Annotated in this window: 13 protein-coding genes and 1 pseudogene; 8 read left to right on the plus strand and 6 right to left on the minus strand. The window is 66.5% G+C overall.

Features of this window, described 5'->3' with window-relative positions:
* The first annotated feature begins 50 nt into the window (after nucleotides 1-50).
* Together ACVWYQ_RS25650 and ACVWYQ_RS25655 are read left to right on the plus strand one after the other, a co-directional pair.
* Nucleotides 51-1,028, plus strand: coding sequence for an aldo/keto reductase (locus tag ACVWYQ_RS25650; protein WP_456726523.1), 978 nt, complete (start codon nucleotides 51-53; stop codon nucleotides 1,026-1,028).
* A gap of 3 nt (nucleotides 1,029-1,031) precedes the next feature.
* On the plus strand, nucleotides 1,032-1,883 hold the full coding sequence (locus ACVWYQ_RS25655) for an amidohydrolase family protein (protein ID WP_456726524.1): 852 nt from the start codon (nucleotides 1,032-1,034) through the stop codon (nucleotides 1,881-1,883).
* Between the two features lie 155 nt (nucleotides 1,884-2,038).
* On the opposite strand, the gene ACVWYQ_RS25660 is transcribed toward ACVWYQ_RS25655, so the two are convergent.
* Complete coding sequence (locus tag ACVWYQ_RS25660) at nucleotides 2,039-3,268, minus strand: ABC transporter substrate-binding protein (RefSeq protein WP_275501343.1); 1,230 nt, start codon at nucleotides 3,266-3,268, stop codon at nucleotides 2,039-2,041.
* 115 nt (nucleotides 3,269-3,383) lie between these two features.
* Complete coding sequence (locus ACVWYQ_RS25665) at nucleotides 3,384-4,310, minus strand: methyltransferase domain-containing protein (protein WP_456726525.1); 927 nt, start codon at nucleotides 4,308-4,310, stop codon at nucleotides 3,384-3,386.
* Between the two features lie 66 nt (nucleotides 4,311-4,376).
* On the opposite strand from ACVWYQ_RS25665, the gene ACVWYQ_RS25670 reads away from it, so the two are divergent.
* The 5 genes and pseudogenes from ACVWYQ_RS25670 (at nucleotide 4,377) to ACVWYQ_RS25690 (ending at nucleotide 9,844) form a co-directional block, all read left to right on the plus strand.
* Complete coding sequence (locus ACVWYQ_RS25670) at nucleotides 4,377-5,414, plus strand: ligase-associated DNA damage response exonuclease (RefSeq protein ID WP_456726526.1); 1,038 nt, start codon at nucleotides 4,377-4,379, stop codon at nucleotides 5,412-5,414.
* Nucleotides 5,411-7,072 (plus strand): ATP-dependent DNA ligase, encoded by a 1,662-nt coding sequence (locus tag ACVWYQ_RS25675; RefSeq protein ID WP_456726527.1) that lies wholly within the window; start codon nucleotides 5,411-5,413, stop codon nucleotides 7,070-7,072. Before ACVWYQ_RS25670 ends, ACVWYQ_RS25675 begins: the two co-directional genes overlap by 4 nt.
* A gap of 322 nt (nucleotides 7,073-7,394) precedes the next feature.
* Entirely contained in the window at nucleotides 7,395-7,700 is a 306-nt protein-coding gene (locus ACVWYQ_RS25680) for a DUF6460 domain-containing protein (protein ID WP_271546290.1), read from the plus strand.
* 27 nt (nucleotides 7,701-7,727) lie between these two features.
* A complete protein-coding gene (locus ACVWYQ_RS25685; protein ID WP_404545441.1) occupies nucleotides 7,728-8,462 on the plus strand; it encodes an MBL fold metallo-hydrolase in 735 nt (244 codons plus the stop codon).
* A 3-nt stretch (nucleotides 8,463-8,465) separates the two neighbouring features.
* Nucleotides 8,466-9,844 (plus strand): annotated as a pseudogene (locus tag ACVWYQ_RS25690) (MATE family efflux transporter).
* Nucleotides 9,845-9,930: 86 nt separating this feature from the next.
* Here ACVWYQ_RS25690 and ACVWYQ_RS25695 read toward each other — a convergent pair.
* Together ACVWYQ_RS25695 and ACVWYQ_RS25700 are read right to left on the minus strand one after the other, a co-directional pair.
* Complete coding sequence (locus tag ACVWYQ_RS25695) at nucleotides 9,931-11,028, minus strand: quinone-dependent dihydroorotate dehydrogenase (RefSeq protein WP_035996478.1); 1,098 nt, start codon at nucleotides 11,026-11,028, stop codon at nucleotides 9,931-9,933.
* Nucleotides 11,025-11,369 (minus strand): DUF952 domain-containing protein, encoded by a 345-nt coding sequence (locus ACVWYQ_RS25700; protein WP_271546282.1) that lies wholly within the window; start codon nucleotides 11,367-11,369, stop codon nucleotides 11,025-11,027. The genes ACVWYQ_RS25695 and ACVWYQ_RS25700 overlap by 4 nt, the downstream gene beginning before the upstream one ends.
* 292 nt (nucleotides 11,370-11,661) lie before the next feature.
* Between ACVWYQ_RS25700 and ACVWYQ_RS25705 the strand changes: the two genes are divergently transcribed.
* Nucleotides 11,662-12,318: a S24 family peptidase gene (locus ACVWYQ_RS25705; protein ID WP_157285681.1), complete on the plus strand. Its 657-nt coding sequence runs from the start codon at nucleotides 11,662-11,664 to the stop codon at nucleotides 12,316-12,318.
* A gap of 9 nt (nucleotides 12,319-12,327) precedes the next feature.
* Here the strand turns inward: ACVWYQ_RS25705 and ACVWYQ_RS25710 are convergent, their stop codons facing one another.
* Complete coding sequence (locus ACVWYQ_RS25710; protein ID WP_456726528.1) at nucleotides 12,328-13,971, minus strand: lysine--tRNA ligase; 1,644 nt, start codon at nucleotides 13,969-13,971, stop codon at nucleotides 12,328-12,330.
* Nucleotides 13,972-14,360: 389 nt separating this feature from the next.
* Entirely contained in the window at nucleotides 14,361-17,783 is a 3,423-nt protein-coding gene (locus tag ACVWYQ_RS25715) for a hypothetical protein (RefSeq protein ID WP_456726529.1), read from the minus strand.
* Nucleotides 17,784-18,070: the final 287 nt, after the last annotated feature.

The raw sequence follows: 18,070 nt of genomic DNA on the forward strand, positions 1-18,070 counted from the left end.
AAGCGGGAGAGATGATTTGGAATGGACGACGATCGCTGGAAGGCATGGGAATGAAAAGATCGCGGCTCGGCGCGCTCGATGTCACCTCGATCGGCCTCGGTTCAGCCCCGCTCGGCGGATTGTTCTCGCCCGTCAGCGATGCCGATGCGCACGGGACGATCGAACGGGCCTGGTCGCTCGGTGTCCGATTCTTCGACACCGCCCCGCTCTACGGCTTCGGCCTCGCGGAGCGGCGGCTAGGCGCCTTCCTGCGGCAACAGAGGCGCGACTCCTACGCTATCTCGACCAAGGTCGGCCGCCTGCTGCGCGCACCTGATGGCGCTGCCCCGGAGGACGAGCACTACAAGGGCACGCCGCGCGAACGGCCGGTGTTCGATTTCAGCTATGACGGCGTGATGCTGTCGGTGGAGGAGAGCCTGCAGCGCCTCGGCCTCGACCGCGTTGACGTCCTTCTCGTGCATGATCCGGACGATCATTATGACGATGCCGTCAGCGGCGCCTTCCGCGCGCTCCAGCGCCTGCGCGAGGACGGCACGGTCAAGGCGATCGGCGCCGGCATGAACCAGTCCGAGATGCTGGTTCGCTTTGCCGAGGCCGTGCCGGTCGACTGCTTCCTGCTCGCCGGCCGCTACACGCTGCTCGACCAGGGCGCACTGGATGCGCTGTTTCCGCTGTGCCAGGCCAGCAATATCGGCATCCTGCTCGGCGGCATCTACAACAGCGGCATCCTTGCCAATCCGCGGGCGAGCGCGAAATTCAACTATCAGGATGCTGATGCTGCGCTCGTGGCACGCGCGCTGGAGCTCGACGAACTCTGCCGCAGGCACGGCACCGAGCTGAAAGCCGCCGCGCTGCAATTCTGCATGGCCCATCCGGCGGTGACGGTCGCCGTGATGGGCGCGCGCAATGCCGCCGAAGTCGCCGACAACGTCGCGATGTCCGAGAAGGCGGTGCCGCCGGCATTTTGGCAGGAGCTGCGGGCACGAAAGCTGGTCGATGCGCGCTCGCCGCTTCCCGGCGGAGGTTGAGGCATGATCGTCGATGCCCACCAGCATTTCTGGGATCCGGCGCGCGCCGATCATCCCTGGATGGAAGCGGACGAGCTGGCGCCGATCCGCCGTGCCTTCGGCCCGGCCGATCTCGCGCCGCTGCTACAGGCGAACGGCATCGACGCCAGCATCCTGGTGCAATGCCGCTCAGCGCTGGAGGAGACCGAGGAGTTTCTGCGTATCGCGGATGCGACGCCCTCGGTGATCGGCGTGGTCGGCTGGGCCGATCTCACCGATGCGGCGCTCGGCGAGACGCTCGACCGGCTGCGCGCTCTGCCTGGTGGCGACAAGCTGGTCGGCATCCGCCACCAGGTCCACGACGAGCTCGATGCGGATTGGCTGCTGCGCGAGGACGTTCAGCGCGGACTCACGGCCGTGTTCGCCCACGATCTCGCTTACGATTTCCTTGTCCGCAGCCGCGAGCTGCCCGCGGCGGTCGCAACCGCGCAGGCCTTTCCGCACGCGCGTTTCGTGCTTGATCACGCCGCCAAGCCGCCGATTGCCGCCGGCGGCAGCGCCGAATGGTCCGAGCGCATCGCGGCGCTGGCTGCCTGCGGCAATGTCTGGTGCAAGATCTCGGGATTGGCGACCGAGGCGGTCTGGAACGATTGGAATGCGGAACGGCTGTTTCCGTTCGTGGAGCACGCCGCGAAATGTTTCGGCGAGGACCGGCTGATCTTCGGATCGGATTGGCCCGTATGCCTGCTCGCGGGAAGCTACGGCGAGATCACGACCGCGCTGGAGGCCTGCCTGGCGCGGCTCGGCCCGCGTGTGCGCGACAAGGCTTTCGGTGTGAATGCAGCGCAGGCGTATCGGCTGGTGATGGCCAGCTAGCTGCGCTTCCGCTCTGCTGGCAGAGCAAAGTCCAATCGCATTTGAAAATCAGTGGAGGCCGTCATGCCCGGGCTTGTCCCGGGCATCCACGTTCTTTGTGCCGTGTGGAAGGGCGTGGATGGCCGGGACAAGCCCGGCCATGACGATGTGAGTGCCTACTCCGACATCGGCTTGTCGGAGATGTCCCAGTCTTTCCCGGTGAAGGTGGAGATGAACAGCGTCTTCATCGGCGTGTAGTCCTCGGGCGTGTAGCTGTAGGTGACGCCGTCGAGGAAATAGGGCGAGTGGAAACCTTGGAGGTTCGATGCCTGCTTCAGCACGTTGGCGCGGGTCAGCTCATTGCCGCAGCGGCGCAGGATCTCGGCCATGGTGGCGGCCTGCCCGTAGCCGGCGAAAGCGATGGTGTTGTCGGGGTCGATCGCCGGCGTGTACTTCTTGCGCAGCTCCTCGAACGCCATCACGTCCGGGTCCTTCTCCCATTTCGGCAGGCCGACCTCCTTGTTGTAGCGGATCGCGACGATGCCGGTAGCGTTATCGAGGCCCGCGGCATTGAGGATCGAACGACCGGTGGAGCCGGCGGACAGGAGGTGCAGAGGCTTCCAGCCGAGTTCGGCCACTTTCCGGATCGACTGCGACGAGGCCTTGCCGGTCGAGATGTTGTAGAAGACGTCGGCTCCGGACTTGGAGAGATTGATGAGCTGAGAATCGACGGTCGGCTCGGTGAGATCATAGGTCTGCTCCATGATCACTTGCGCGGTGCCGCCGGCGTCAGTCAGCACTTTCTTGAAGGGGCCGAGGAAGTCGCGGCCGAAGTCGTCGTTCTGGTAGAGGATGCCGATCTTCGCGTTCGGCTTCACGCTGACGACGTGGCGCGCGAGGATGCGCGCCTCGGTCGGATAGAGCGGCAGGCCCGCCATCGTCCACTTGAACTCTTTCGGATTATTCCACTTCGACGCGCCGGTGTTGAGCAGGAGCTGCGGCACGCCCTTGGAGTTCAGGTATTTGTGCACGGCGGTCTGCGGCGCGGTGCCGAGCGAGCCGTACAATGCGAGCACTTCTTCCTGCTCGACCAGGCGGCGCGTGGCCTCGACGCATTTCGGCGCGCTGTAGGCGTCGTCCATGGTGAGGAACTTGACCTTGCGCCCGTTGATGCCGCCCTTCTCGTTCAGCATCTGGAAATAGGCTTCGCCGACGCGGCCGAGCACGCCGTAGAGCGAGCCGGGGCCGGAATGCGGCACGGTCTGACCGATCTTGATCTCGGTGTCGCTGGCGCCCGCATCGTATTTCTTCTCCGCGGCCCAGACGTAGGGCGCGGGCAATGTCGATGCGGCGATGGTGGCGAGTGTGCCGGCGCTGAAATCGCGCCGCGATGGATTCTTGGTCATTGTTGTTTTCTCCCTGATGCGCGCATTGTGCTGACATCGCAGCTCGGCTCGCAAGTGGGAAGTCGCAGCTTTGCGACGCAATGACGCTCAAATCGGCAGGCGTTAGCGCCTAGACTCAAGTTTTCTCGGCAACGACGACGAGGCCACGCACCGGCTCATTGTTTTCGTTGCGCGGCGAGGCCGGGTCCAGCGTCAGCAGCTTCAACCCCGCCTTCGCGATGGCGCCGCGCACATATTCCGCGGAATGGGCATAACGCAGGCCGTCGCCGAGCACGATGCCGTCGCCCGCATGCGTCTCCAGCGTGAAGGCGAGCACGCCGCCTGAGACGAGCACGCGCCTTACTTCGCTCAGCACCGGTGCGAGATCGGAGAGATAGACGAACGCATCCGCGGCCACGACGAGGTTCGCGCTGGCATCTGGCTTGCCGCGCAGGCCCTCGATCATGTCGGCGACTTCGAGCTCGGCATAGAGGTTCGTCGCCCGCGCCTCCTTGATCATGCCGGGCGACAGATCGATGCCGATGAAATGATCGACCTGCTTGGCGAAAGCTGCGGCCGCCAGCCCGGTGCCGCAACCGAGGTCGATGGCGCGCTTGAAGTAGGCGGGCTTCTTGGCGGAGACGCGCGCCGCCAGCACCGCCTTGAAGATCAGCGTCGGGGCGCGATAGCCGAGATCGTTGATCAGGGCGTGCTCGAAGCGCGGCGCGTATTGATCGAACAGCGCCTGCACGTAGGCCTTGGGCATCTCCGTCATTTCGGTATCGCCGAGCCGCATCAGGTGCAGGCCGGCGCCGTGCTGATCCCCGGGGTCGCATCGCCGCGCTTCACGAAAGGCCGCGATGGCCTTGTCGCGCTCGCCGAGCTGCTGACGGATCTCGCCGAGCGTGAACCAGGCCGAGGTGAAGTCGGGCGCGAGCTCGATCGCCTGCTCCAGGAGGTCCGCAGCCGCCGGCAGGTCGCCCTTGAGCTGGAGATCGCGCGCGAACTCGAAACGGCGGTCGGCCATGAGATCGCCGGAGGTCAGGAACAGGCGGAGCGGCATTGAGGAACCAGGAAACGAAATGGGTAAGTGACTCGAAGATGTAATGGTTCGACTTATATAACAGGCATGCGTCCGCAAGACATCCTGCTGCCAAATGCTGCCGGCCTGTGCTGCAAGCCCGGCGGCTTCCATATCGACCCCGTCCGCCCCGTGGAGCGGGCCGTGATCACCCACGGCCATTCCGACCATGCCCGTGCGGGCCATGGCGCGGTGCTGGCGACGCAGGAAACGCTGGACATGATGCGCCTGCGTTACGGCGAGAACTTCGCCGGCTCGACCCAGGCGATCCGCTATGGCGAGGAAATCCGGCTCGGCGACGTCAAGGTCAAGTTTCACCCGGCCGGCCACGTGCTGGGATCGGCGCAGGTCGCCGTCTCGTGCAAGGACACCTGCATCGTCGCCTCCGGCGACTACAAGGACGCGCCGGACCCGACCTGCACGCCGTTCGAGCTGGTGCCATGCGATGTCTTCATCACCGAGGCGACGTTCGGCCTGCCGGTCTTCAGGCATGGCGATGCGAGCGACGAGGTCAAGAAACTGCTCGCTTCCGTCGCGCTGTTTCCGGAGCGCGCGCATCTCGTCGGCGCCTATTCGCTCGGCAAGGCGCAGCGCGTGATCAAGCTGCTGCGTCAGGCCGGCTATGATGCGCCGATCTACCTGCATGGCGCGATGGAGACGATCACGCATTATTATCAGAGCCGCGGGATCGACCTCGGCGAGCTCAAACCAGTGAAGGGCATGAAGAAGGCGGCGCTCGCCGGCACCATCACGCTGGCGCCGCCCTCGGCCACCTCCGATCTCTGGACGCGGCGCTTTCCCGATCCCGTCACCGCCTTCGCCTCGGGCTGGATGCGCGTGCGCGCCCGGGCGCGGCAGCGCGGCGTCGAGCTGCCGCTGGTGATCTCCGACCACGCCGATTGGGACGGCCTCACCGCGACTATCGCGGCGACCGGCGCCGGCGAGATCTGGGTCACCCACGGCCAGGAAGATGCGCTGGTGCATTGGTGCCGGAGCAAAGGCCTGAAGGCGCGGCCGCTCGATCTCGTCGGCTATGGCGACGAGGAGGAGAGCGAGACGCCGATTCAAGGCGAGGCCGAAGCATGAACCGCTTCGCCGAACTGCTCGACCGCATCGCCTATGAGCCCGGCCGCAACAACAAGCTGCGGCTGATCACCGGCTATTTTCGCGAGGTCGGCGACCCCGACCGCGGCTTTGCGCTCGCGGCGCTGACCGGCGCACTCAGCTTCAAGCACGCCAAGCCCGCGCTGATCCGCGATCTCATCGCGGCACGCACGGATGAGGTGCTGTTCGGGCTGAGCTACGATTATGTCGGCGATCTCTCCGAGACGGTGGCGCTGATGTGGCCGAAGGCCCCGCTCGCCGGCCACAACAACCCGCCGCCGCCGAGTCTCACCGAGGTCGTCACCACGCTGCGCACGCTCGGCAAGACCGAGTTGCCCAAGCAGCTCGAGCGCTGGCTCGACGAGCTCGACGAGACCGGCCGCTGGGCGCTGCTGAAGCTCGTCACCGGGAGCTTGCGCATCGGCATCTCCGCGCGCCTTGCCAAGACTGCGGCCGCCGCGCTCGGCGACAAGGACCCGCACGAGATCGAGCTGATCTGGCCGGGGCTCGTCCCGCCCTATCTCGACCTGTTCGCCTGGCTGGAGGGCCGCGGCGACAAGCCCGTCAACCGCGATCCCGCGCCGTTCCGCCCGGTGATGCTGGCGCATGCGATCGAGGGAAACGATTTCGCCGCGCTCGATGCAGCCGATTACATCGCCGAATGGAAATGGGACGGCATCCGGGTGCAGGCGGTGGCCGGGCGCGACGAGCGCGGCCATATCACCGCGCGGCTCTATTCGCGCACGGGCGAGGACATCACCGGAAGCTTTCCGGATCTCGTGCCGTCGCTGCGCCTGCCGGGCGCGATCGACGGCGAGCTCTTGATCCTGCGCGAGGGCCGGGTGCAGAGCTTCAACGTGTTGCAGCAGCGCCTCAACCGCAAGGTCGTCTCGCCGAAGCTGATCAAGGAGTTTCCGATTCACCTGCGCGCCTACGATCTGCTCGGCGACGACGAGAACGATCTGCGCGAGCTGCCTTTTGCCGAGCGGCGCGAGCGGCTGGAGCGATTCATCGCAAAGCTCGACGATCCCCGCATCGATCTCTCGCCCACCGTGCCCTTCGATAGCTGGGAAGCACTCACCGCCGCACGCGCGGATCCCGCGAGCGCCGGTGCCGGCGAGGACGCGGACGCCGTCGAAGGCGTCATGCTGAAGCGGCGCGATGCGCCTTATTTGCCGGGGCGGCCGAAGGGGCAATGGTGGAAGTGGAAGCGCGACCCGCACATCATCGACGCCGTGCTGATGTATGCGCAGCGCGGCCACGGCAAGCGTTCGTCCTACTACTCCGACTACACCTTCGGCGTCTGGACCGAGACCGAGAACGGCGAGGAGCTGGTGCCGGTCGGAAAAGCCTATTTCGGCTTCACCGACGAGGAGCTCTTGCAGATCGACCGCTTCGTCCGCCGCAACACCACGGAAAAATTCGGCCCCGTGCGTCATGTCGTGCATGAAGCGGACAAGGGGCTGGTGCTGGAGGTCGCCTTCGAGGGATTGCAGCGCTCGCCCCGGCACAAATCCGGCGTGGCCATGCGTTTCCCCCGCATCAGCCGCCTGCGCTGGGACAAGCCGCCGCGCGAGGCCGACCGGCTGGGGACGCTGGAGAAGATGCTGAAGGAAGAGGCGGCGGAGATCGAGGTGTGAGGCGCGCGCTGAGCCGAATTTTGGCGGCGCCTGAGCGCGCGCCTCGTCCTTCGAGACGACCGCTTCGCGGTCTCCTCAGGATGAGGCTAATCGGCGTCGGTGCACGTTATAGCTGCTGCCGCGCACTCCGTCCTCATCCTGAGGAGCCCGCGAAGCGGGCGTCTCGAAGGATGGCCGCAGGCAAACACTCTCAATAGCGTCGCGGGAGAGGTGACCGACCGTCCGAATTAAACTCCCGTAATCCGATTGACGGCCCCTTGCGGGTTCCCCATGTCCCCCGCCGTGCCCTATAATGGGTTCGAATCCGCTTCAGGAGTTTGCGATGGTCCAAGACGTCAGAGATTTGCCGGCCGGCCGCAGCGACGGCCTGCACCGCTTTCTCGGCGGCTCGCCGCTGGCGGTCGCGTTCCGCCTGGCGCTGCTCTCGATCCTGGTCGGCGTCGTGCTGGCGACGATCGGCTTCGACCCCTGGAACATCATCCACAGCATCCGCCTCCTGTTCCAGCGGCTGTGGGACCTCGGCTTCGACGCGGTGAACTGGCTGTGGCGCTACTTCCTGCTCGGTGCGGTTATCGTGATTCCGATCTGGCTGCTGTCGCGCGTGTTCGGCGCGCCACGCGGCAGGTAAGGATCGGATTGAGGGAGTGCGCAGCCGATGCAATTGCGGTTCGTCGGCTGCGGTGATGCCTTCGGTTCCGGCGGCAGGCTCAACACCTGCTTCCACGTCTCGGGGCGCAAAGCGAACTTCCTGATCGATTGCGGTGCGTCGGCTTTGCCGGCGCTGAAGCGGCTCGAGATCGATCGGGGCGACATCGAGCTGATCCTGATCACGCATTTCCATGGCGACCATTTTGCCGGCCTGCCGTTCTTTCTGCTCGACGCGCAATTCTCGCGGCGAATGCGGCCGCTGACGATCGCGGGCCCGCAAGGCATCGAGAGGCGGCTGCGCGAGGTGATGGAGGCGCTGTTCGAGCATTCCTCGAACACCAAGCCGCACTTCGAGCTGAACGTGGTCGAGCTCGCGCCCGGACAAAGCCGAGACTTCGCCGCGGTGAATGTGACGCCCTATCCGGTCGTGCACGGCGAATCGGGCGGACCGTTCCTAGCCTATCGCGTCGCGGCCGAGGGCCGCACGCTCGCCTACACCGCCGATACCGAATGGACGGAGACGCTCATTCCGCTGGCGCATGGCGCGGACCTTTTCATCGCCGAAGCCTATATGTACGAGAAGGTGGTCAAGAATCACCTCAGCCTGAAGACCTTGGAACAGCATCTGCCCGACATCGGCGCCAAGCGGCTCGTCCTCACCCATATGAGCGACGACATGCTCTCGCGCCTGGGCGAGGTCGAGCACCTCGCCGCCGAAGACGGCATGGTGCTCGTGTTCTGAAACATGCACGCGCCCGTCCATCACCGCGTCGGTAGCCGGCAGGTCTTCGCCATCGCAGGTCCTGCGATGATCGCGAACCTCACGACGCCGCTGATCGGCGTGGTCTCGACCACCGCGATCGGACGGCTCGACGATGCCGCGCTGCTCGGCGGCGTCGCGATGGCCTCCGTCATCTTCGACTGCCTGTTCTGGCTGTTCGGCTTCCTGCGCATGAGCACCCTCGCCTTCACCGCGCAGGCGCTCGGCGCGGGCGAGACGCGGGAGCAGACCGTGATCCTGGTGCGCGGCTTCATCGTCGCCGGCCTGATCGGCGCGGCGCTGATCGTGCTGCAGCTGCCGCTGGCAGGCGCACTGTTTGACCTGATGGGCGGCAGCGAGGGCGTGACGCAGGCCGCAAAGACCTATTTCATGATCCGGATCTGGTCCTCGCCTTTCGCCTTCGCCAATTACGTCATCCTCGGCTGGCTGGTGGGGCAGGCCCGCGCCAATCCGGCCCTTGTGCTTCAGGTTGTCATCAACCTCGTCAACATGGTCGCGACGATCCTGCTGGTGCTGGTCTACGACACCGGCATTGCCGGCGCGGCGATCGCCGCGCTTCTGTCCGAGACGATCGGCTTCATGCTCGGCGTGATCGTGTGCAGGCGCCATGCGGTCGGCGGTTTTGCCGTGCCTCGCGCGATGCTGTTCGATCGCGACAAGCTGATGCGGCTCTTGGCTGTCAACACCGACATCCTGATCCGCACTGCGGCGCTGATCGCCGTGTTCCTGTTCTTCACCGCCAAGGGCGCGCGGGCCGGCGACGTCACGCTGGCGGCGAACTCCGTGCTCAACAATTTCCTCCTGGTCAGCGCCTTCTTCCTCGACGGCCTTGCCAACGCGGCCCAGCAGCTCTGCGGCCGCGCCTTTGGCGGACGCGAGCCAAGGGATTTGCGGATTCGACCAGGCTGGTGCTGCTCTGGGGGCTCGGCTTCGCAATCGTCGTCGCCGTGCTGTTCGCAGCGTTCGGCCCTGACATCATCAACGTCATGACGGCGAGCGAGGACGTCCGCCGCGCCGCGCGCGAGTTCCTGCCCTTCATCGTGCTGGCGCCGGTCCCCGGCGTGTTCGCCTTCGGTTTCGACGGCATCTATGTCGGGGCGACCTGGGCGCGGGAGATGCGCAATCTGATGCTGCTCTCGCTCGCGATCTTCTTCGCCGCCTGGCTGGCGCTGCAATCGTTCGGCAATGCCGGCCTGTGGAGTGCGCTGATCGCGTTCTACGTCGCGCGCGGCGGCTTACAGGGCGCGAGGTATCCGGCGCTGTACCGGGCGACGTTTTCTTCTCCTTCTCCCCGCTTGCGGGGAGAAGGTTGGGATGAGGGGGAGTCTCCTCAAGGACGGTGAGAGCTGGATTCGCGGAGAGTCCCCCTCACCCGGAATTTGCTTTCGCAAATTCCGGCCTCTCCCCGCAGGCGGGGAGAGGCGAAGAGCTACATCCCCGGCCAGTCTTCCGCCGTCAGCGTCGCCGCGTCGGCGCCGACGATCTCCGACAGCGAATCCCGCCCCGTCCGCAGCAATGTCGACGTCAGGTCGCGCTTGATCTCGTCGACAAGGCCGAGGCCCTTGTAGACCAGCGACGAATAGAGCTGGATCAAACTGGCGCCGGCGCGGATCTTGGTCAGCGCGGCGCCGCCCGAATCCACGCCGCCGACGCCGATCAGCGGGAATGCGCCCTCGACGCGCACATAGGTTTCCGCGACCATGCGCGTCGACAGACGGAACAGCGGCCGGCCGGACAGGCCGCCTTGCTCCTTCGCCCGCGTCTCTTCACGCAACGTGCTCGGCCGCGCGACCGTGGTGTTCGACACGATCATGCCGTCGACCCGGCGCGAGCGCGCGACCTGCACGACGTCGTCGAGCTGGGCGAGGCTCAAATCCGGCGCGATCTTGAGCAGCACCGGCGTGTCGCCGGCCTTCTGCCTGACACGCTCGCGGGCCTCGATCACGCGCGCGAGCAGATCGTCGAGCAGCGCGCCTTCCTGAAGGTTGCGCAGGCCCGGCGTGTTCGGCGAGGAGACGTTGACGGTGAAATAGCTCGCCACCGGCGCGAAGGTCTCGATCAGCTTGACGTAGTCGCCGACGCGGTCCGGCGAATCCTTGTTGGCGCCGACATTGACGCCGACGATGCCGCCGTGCTGCGCCCGCGCGGCAAGCCGGCGCAGAGCCGCCTCCGCGCCGTCGTTGTTGAAGCCCATGCGGTTGATGATCGCCTCGTCGCGCTCGAGACGGAAGAGCCGCGGCCGCGGATTGCCGGCTTGCGGCTTCGGCGTCACGGAGCCGATCTCGACGAAACCGAAGCCGAGCCGCAGCAGCGCGTCCGGCACCTCGGCGCTCTTGTCGAAGCCCGCGGCCATGCCGATCGGATTGGGAAAGTTCAGCCCGAAGGCGCGCACCGCGAGCTTGGGATCATCGGCACGCGGCTTGACCGGCGGCAGGAAGCGCAGGCCCTGGATCGCGAGGCGATGCGCGTCCTCGGGATCGAGCCAGCGCAGCACCGGCAGCGAAAAGGCGTCGAACGCGCGGATCACGGCAACAGCTCCGGAACATCGTGACCGCCGTCGGAGCGCGTGTTGAGGTTTATCACCGCGATCACCGCGCCGAGATCGAGCTCGCCATAGAGATGCGGGAAGAGCTCGTCATTGCGCGAGCGTTCCCAGCGCAGCTCGCTGCCGAGCGCGTCGCCGTCGACCTCGACCAGGAACAGCGCGCGCTGCCCGAAATAGTGCTTGCGCAGGGTCTCGGGAACCTGGGCCGCGGTCGAGAAATGGATGAACCCGTCGCGCGCGTCATCTGCGCTGCCCCGGTAGACACCCTGCCGTTCCGCCTCGCGCCAGGCCGAGGCCGGACAGATTTTGTAGATCTTGACCACCGCTACCGCAGCCTTGTTTGTTCTTTGAGTCTCTTGGGTTTTTTCGCTTTTCGCGGGTCCTCGAAACTCGGGCGCGACCGTAAAGGCCGCCCCTTCCGAACTCAAGGCTTAGTGCCTTTTCCGCGCCGATGAAATCGGCACGGGGCTCCAGATTCCCGTTTTGCGCGCTTTCCTGACGCGAACGGCTACCCGTTTCGTTTGCGAACGCCGCCTCGGTCGCCTCTTGCGCGAAAAACGGAAAACCGGTTGATTTGAGGACAGTTTTCCTGAGTTGCGACGGGCTGGACCTTCCATGGTCAGACAGGCCAAAGCGCAGAGGATGCTGACTCACGACCAGATCTGGGCCGCGCTGGACCGGCTGGCGGCGCGCGCCGGATTGTCGCCGTCCGGCCTTGCCAAGCGTGCCGGGCTCGACCCCACGACGTTCAACAGGTCCAAGCGGGTCACCGCGGACGGCCGCGAGCGCTGGCCCTCGACCGAATCGATCGCAAAAGCGCTGGCGGCGGCCGACGCCTCGATCGACAGCTTTGCGAAGCTGATTGATGACGACGGTGGAAGCGGCCGCGGCTCGGTGCCGCTGCTCGGCTTTGCACAGGCCGGAATGAGCGGCGCCTTTGATGAGGCGGGTCTTCCAACCGGCAGGGGCTGGACCGAGATCGCGCTTCCGATCGGAGAGGACGGTCAAGTCTTTGCGCTGGAGATTTCCGGCGCTGCGCTACTGCCTGCCTATCGCGACGGTGACATCATCCTGGTCTCGCCTGCGGCGCCGATCCGCAAGGGTGATCGCGTGGTGGTCAAGATCAAGACGGACGAGATCACGATTGCGACCCTGAAGCGCCGCACGGCAAAGACCCTGGACTTGGCGCCCCTCGATGCGTCACAGGCGGCGCGAACGGTGGCGGCGAGCGATGTCGCCTGGGTTGCGCGGATCCTCTGGGCGAGCCAGTGATGGCGCCGCTCACGCACTCCTTGCCAGTGCGCCGTCGATCATGTTGACCGCGTTCTGCACGCCGTAGACCGCGACGAAGGAGCCGAAGCGCGGGCCCTTCTCCTGGCCGAGCAGCACCTGGTAGAGCATGTTGAACCAGTCCAGCGTCACGCCGGGGCGGCCGTCCTTGCCCTTCTTGACCTGATCGAGGAACGGCTCGCGGCGGCCGATCTCGTAGACGACGTTCTGGATGTCCTCGGCCGAGGCATCCTGCGCCAGCTGCGACAGCGCATCGCGCAAATCCTGCAGCGCGGCGCGCTCGCTGTCCGTGGGTACGCGGAACTGCTTCGTCGGCGCGACGAAGTCGCGATAATAGTTGATGGCGTAACCGACCATCGCATCCAGCTTCGGATGCGTCTGCGGGCTCACGCCAGGGCGGTAGCGGCCGATGAAGCCCCAGAGCGTCTCGGCGTTCTCCGCGTTCGACGACGACACCAGCGTCAGGAGCAGCTGGAAGGCGACGGGCATGTCGCCCGTCGGCGGCTTGCCGTTGTGGATGTGCCAGACCGGATTGCCGAGCTGCTGCTTGCCGTCCTGCTTCGGAAAGCCGTCGAGGAATTGCTGGTAGTCGTCGACGTTACGCGGGATGACGTCGAAATACAGCCGCTTGGCCGCCTTCGGCTCGCGATACATGAACAGCGACAGCGATTCCGGCGAGGCGTAGCGCAGCCATTCGTCGATGGTCAGGCCGTTGCCCTTTGACTTCGAGATCTTCTGGCCCTTCTCGTCGAGGAAGAGCTCGTAGTTGAAACCTTCGGGCGGCGTGCTGCCGAGCGCTCTGGCGATCGCGCCGGACAGCTTCACGGAATCGATCAGGTCCTTGCCGGCCATCTCGTAGTCGACGCCGAGCGCGACCCAGCGCATCGCCCAGTCGGCCTTCCACTGGCACTTGACGTTGCCGCCGGTGACGGGCGTTTCAACTTCCTGGTTGGTGTCGGGATCGACATAGGTCACCGTGCCGGCCGCGACGTCGCGGCGGATCATCGGCACCTGCAGCACGACGCCCGTGGTCTTGCTAATGGGCAGGAACGGCGAATAGGTCGCGCGGCGATCCGGGCCCAGCGTCGGCAGGATGATCGCCATGATCTCATCGTAGGCGGCGAGCATCTTCAGCAGCGTCGCATCGAACCGGCCCGACGTGTAATAGTCGGTCGAGCTCGCGAACTCGTAGTCGAAGCCGAAATGATCCAGAAACGCGCGCAAGCGCGCGTTATTGTGCGCGCCGAACGACGGATATTCGTTCGAAAACGGATCCGGCACCCGCGTCAGCGGCTTGCCGATATGAGCGGCCAGCATCTCCTTGTTCGGAACGTTGTCGGGCACCTTCCGGAAGCCGTCCATGTCGTCGGAGAATGCCAACAGGCGCGTCTTGACCTTGTCCTCGGTGAGCACGCGGAAGGCGTGGCGCACCATCGAGGTGCGCGCCACCTCGCCGAACGTGCCGATATGCGGCAGGCCGGACGGACCATAGCCGGTCTCGAAAAGCACCTCGTCCTTCGGGCTTTTTTTCAGCCGCGCGACAATGGCCTTCGCCTGCTCGAACGGCCAGGCGTTGGATTGTTCGGCGAGCGCACGCAACTCGCTCGGGTTTGCGGCTAGATCAATAACGGACATCAGGGGCCTCCGGGCCGCGGAAAATAGCGATTTCCCGGCAGAATGCAAAAGCTGCGAGCTAATACCCCCAGCCGTCTCCCGGTTGCGGTTGAGGGCTATCGGATAGCGTGCGCAGAATGCAGCGGCATCGGCAGTGGGCTCCCTCCCCCGCTTGCGGGGGAGGGTTGGGGAGAGGGTGTCTCCGCGCTGGGACTATTGGGATCAACTGAAGATGTCCCTGCGTGGCGAGAGCCCTCACCCGCCGCGCTCTGCGAGCGCGTCGGCCTCTCCCGCAAGCGGGAGAGGCGAAGCAAGCCCGCAGACAGTCCTCGTGGAATCCATATGCGAGAGCCCAGCCGCGCGGGACGATGCATCGCATCGGCCGGCAGGTGGATTGAATGCGATGCGGCTCAATGCGCTGCTGAGGCCGAGCGCTTGGTCGCCACTTGCTTCGGGGCCGGCTTCGCGCTGGCCTGCGGTGCGCTGTCCCAGCCGCCGTTCGGGGCCGCCACGTTGACGGCATCGTCGGGCTGCGGCTCGGCGTTGAAGGTCTGGATCGCAAGCTTGGCGGCCGCGAGCGATTGCGGGTCGAGGCGCTTGGCGACGTCGTCGCGCTTGCCGGCGGCATCCGCATCGCCCTGGGCAGCTGCCAGGTTGAACCATTTGTAGGATTCGGCGAGGTTCTGCTCGACGCCGATGCCGCGGGCATAGAGGATGCCGAGGTTGAACTGGCTGTCGGCGACGCCGCGATCGGCCGCTTTCCGGAACCACTGCGCCGCGCTCTTGTAATTGGCGCCGCGACCGCCGCCGTCGGCATCGAGCACGGCGAGATTGTGCATCGCCTTGGCGTTGCCGCGCTCGGCGGCCTGGGTGTAGTAGCGGCGCGCGATGTCGGCGTCCTTCTTCACCCCTAGGCCCTTTTCGTAGAGCGTGCCGAGGCGGAAGATTGCGGGGACGACCCCGGCCTGCGCGGCGCGGTCGTACCACTTCGCCGCTTCGTCGTAATTCGTGGCGACGCCCTTGCCTTCGGCAAAGCGCACGCCGATCTCGTAGGCCGCCGTCGCATCGCCCTTCATCGCGGCGCTGCGCAAGACCGGGCCGCCGATGCCGTCAGGCAGCTTCTCGCTCGGCGGCACCTGTACGACGCCGAGCCTGGCGCGGCTGGTGCCCGACAGCGCGCCGGTGACGTCGCTGGAGGCCGGCGGCACCGCCGCGGCAGGCGCTTGCGGGATTTCGACCGAAGCCGAGCCGCCGGACCCGGGAATGGGCGCCGGTGCGGCATTGTTCTGCGACTGTCGTCCGATCGGTGTCGGCGACGTCATCGACGGGGTGATCTGCTCGGGCGCGGCTGGCTTGGTCTCGACCGGCGGCGGCGCCGGCTGCGGTGCCGGCTCGCTCGGGATGTTTTGCATCGCCTGCGGCGTCGGTGACGTGCTGCCGCCTTCGAGCAGGTTCATCGCCATCTTGAAGGTGCCAAGCACGATCACGACCACGCTCGCGCCCACCAGCAGCGAGCGGATCTTGGAGGTGATGGTCGAGCCGCCTTCCTGGCCCTTCTCCTTGGCGCGGGCGATCGCGCCCTTGGCGCCGCGGGCCGGCTTCTCGGGCGGCTGTGCGGCGGCAGCTTGCGCCGCGCGGCGCGCGGCCGCGATGAAGCTCGACGACGACACCGACTCCTTCGGCGCGGCGGCAATTCCGCTGATCGCGCTTTCGGAGGCGGCGATGCGTTCCGACGGCGTGGCGACGCGCCCGCCCGGCCGTGTGCCCGGCTCGAGCGGGTGATCCGGCGGCAGTTCCGGCGCGAGTGCAGCGCGCGCCGTGTGCGGCTCCAGGATCTCACTGATCGCGCGCGGCGGAACCGGCGGAGCCGCCGGCACGGGCGGCGGCGCGGTGGGGGTGGCGGCGTGGAACTCGCGCGGTGCGGCGACGAAGGCAGCCGGGGGCGCCTGCGCGGCAGCTGGATTGGGCAGCTCGGGCTTCGGATCGTATTTCGGCGGCTGTGCTGGCGGTTGCGGCCGCGGCTCGCGTGCCATCGGCGCCGGCTCCATCGCCGCCGCCATCGGCATCGACATCGGCTGTGGGGCGGGGGAAGGCGGCGCGGTGCGCACCGCGCGCAGATCGCCCTCGATCATCGAGAGGCGATCGACGACGTGACCGAGCGCGCTGTGGACGGCCTCGAGCGAGTCCTGGGTGTGCCGGTTGGTCTCGGCCTGACTGAAGCGGATGTCGGAGAGCTCGCGCTTGACGAGATCGACCATGCCGGAATCGGGCGGCGGCGCGGCGTTGCGGCTCTCGGCGAGGGCCGCATAGGTCGCCTGCTGCCGTTCCAGGTGCCTGAGGATGTCGTGCAGCCCGTCCTCGACGCGGCTCAAATTGCCGTTACGCGGATCGGCGGCGGCCTCGATCCGCTCCAGGAGATAGGAAACACGCTGCTCGAGATGGGCGAAGGTCGAGGCGGAATCGTTGCCGACCTGCATGCGATCGAAACGGTCCGACAGCGCGCGGATCGCAGCTTCGAGATGCTCGGTGCTCTCGGACGGCTGCGGCCGCTCGCGCGTTTCCAGCGCCGCCGTGAGCGCCGCGATGCGCTGCTCCAGCACGGCAAAGCTGTCGCTGGGACCGGAGGCGCGGGTGATCTGGTCGACCTTGGACGACAGCAGCTGCACGTCTTCGGATAGCCGTGCCAGCGCCTCGTTGGATGCGACGTTGGAGACGATGGCGCGCAGCGCCGAGATCGCGCCTTCGAGCTGCTGCACGGTCGAGGGATCGTCATTGGCGCGCAGGATCAGGTCGAGCTTGGCGCCGAGATTGCGGATCGCCTCGTCGTAGCCGGTGAGCTGCTCGGCCGGCGTCAGCGTGCGCAACACCTGCTTGATGTCGGACAGTGCGCGCTCGATGCCGGCAAGAACCTGCCCGTCAGTGCCGTTGGAGCGGGTCTCGTCGATCCGGCGGTGCAGCGAGCGGATCTCGTTCTCGATCGATTCGATCGCGCGCCGCGGCATCGCCTCGGTGATGGCGGCGCGGATTTCGGCCAGCTCGCTGCGGAAGGCGTTGATGGCCTGCTCGGTATTGTCAGGCCGCTGCAGCGATTCGATCTGGCTCGTGATCTTGAGCAGATGGCGCTCGAGCGAGGAAAAATCCCGCCCCGGCTGCGGTGGCGGCGGCGCCATCGGCGGCGCGTATGGAGCCGTTGGCGCAAGCGGCGGCGCGGCACGCGGCGGCATCTGCCGCGGCGCAAAGCCGTCGAGCTCGCTCTGGCGCGCGGTGATCTCGGCGACCGCGACGTCGAACGAAGCCGGGCTCAGGGGTGGTGAGCCGCGATAGACTTGCGCGGCGGCGCGCTCGACGGCGTCGGCCTGGCGCTGGCGCGTCTCGGCCGGGGTGAGGCGAGGGGCCTGCGGTTGCGGCGCTTGCCGCTGTGGACGGGAAATCTGCGACAGGCGCGCGTCGAGCCGCGAGATCGCATCATTGAGCTGGCGCGCGACGCCCTGCTCACGCGAGACGTCTGGTCGTGAGGAGTCTTGTCTTGAGGCGTCTTGTCTTGAGGAGTCTTGGCGCGGCGCGGGTTTTGAGATCCGCTCGATCTGCTGGGTGATCGCGTCGAGCCGCCGGTGGATGTCGGCGACTTCGCGGCTCTCCTGACTCGGTCTTTGGCTCGGCACGTGCTGCGGACGCTGATCGTAGGATCCGCGGAAGTTGGGCGGGGCAGTTTCGCCGAGCGTGGAGTTCAGCCAGTCGTTGAGCGACATGCCGGCACGGCGCGCAGCAGCCTCGGCCCGCTCCCGGACGGATGGATCGATGCCGTCGACACTCCACGATACGCGCGAATTCATGACTCTGTCCGGTTCCGACTTCGGCACCCCACCCCGGCGCCTCCAGCTTCCCCACGCGTGCCGGTTGCAAAGACAATCGAATTTGGCGCGGGTCGTCTGCCTCGAAAACCGACTTTTTCCTGTTACGGTAAATAACGAGTTAAGGAATGCGGAGCCGCTTTCTTAAAGTTGGGCGGCGGGAACTGAGGGGCGGTGCTGTGTCGCTCATCCGGTCCCGAAACAAACCGGTGTCATGCCCCGCGAAGGCGGGGCATCCAGTACGCCGCGGCTCCTCGGCTCTAGCCGCG

The sequence above is a fragment of the Bradyrhizobium sp. USDA 3397 genome (assembly GCF_054060965.1).

Coding starts and splice junctions, on each gene's coding strand:
- ACVWYQ_RS25685 (WP_404545441.1), top strand. CDS start 7,728: ATGCAATTGCGGTTCGTCGGCTGCGGTGATGCCTTCGGTTCCGGCGGC.
- ACVWYQ_RS25650 (WP_456726523.1), top strand. CDS start 51: ATGAAAAGATCGCGGCTCGGCGCGCTCGATGTCACCTCGATCGGCCTC.
- ACVWYQ_RS25715 (WP_456726529.1), bottom strand. CDS start 17,783: ATGAATTCGCGCGTATCGTGGAGTGTCGACGGCATCGATCCATCCGTC.
- ACVWYQ_RS25705 (WP_157285681.1), top strand. CDS start 11,662: ATGGTCAGACAGGCCAAAGCGCAGAGGATGCTGACTCACGACCAGATC.
- ACVWYQ_RS25660 (WP_275501343.1), bottom strand. CDS start 3,268: ATGACCAAGAATCCATCGCGGCGCGATTTCAGCGCCGGCACACTCGCC.
- ACVWYQ_RS25675 (WP_456726527.1), top strand. CDS start 5,411: ATGAACCGCTTCGCCGAACTGCTCGACCGCATCGCCTATGAGCCCGGC.
- ACVWYQ_RS25665 (WP_456726525.1), bottom strand. CDS start 4,310: ATGCCGCTCCGCCTGTTCCTGACCTCCGGCGATCTCATGGCCGACCGC.
- ACVWYQ_RS25670 (WP_456726526.1), top strand. CDS start 4,377: ATGCGTCCGCAAGACATCCTGCTGCCAAATGCTGCCGGCCTGTGCTGC.
- ACVWYQ_RS25655 (WP_456726524.1), top strand. CDS start 1,032: ATGATCGTCGATGCCCACCAGCATTTCTGGGATCCGGCGCGCGCCGAT.
- ACVWYQ_RS25710 (WP_456726528.1), bottom strand. CDS start 13,971: ATGTCCGTTATTGATCTAGCCGCAAACCCGAGCGAGTTGCGTGCGCTC.
- ACVWYQ_RS25680 (WP_271546290.1), top strand. CDS start 7,395: ATGGTCCAAGACGTCAGAGATTTGCCGGCCGGCCGCAGCGACGGCCTG.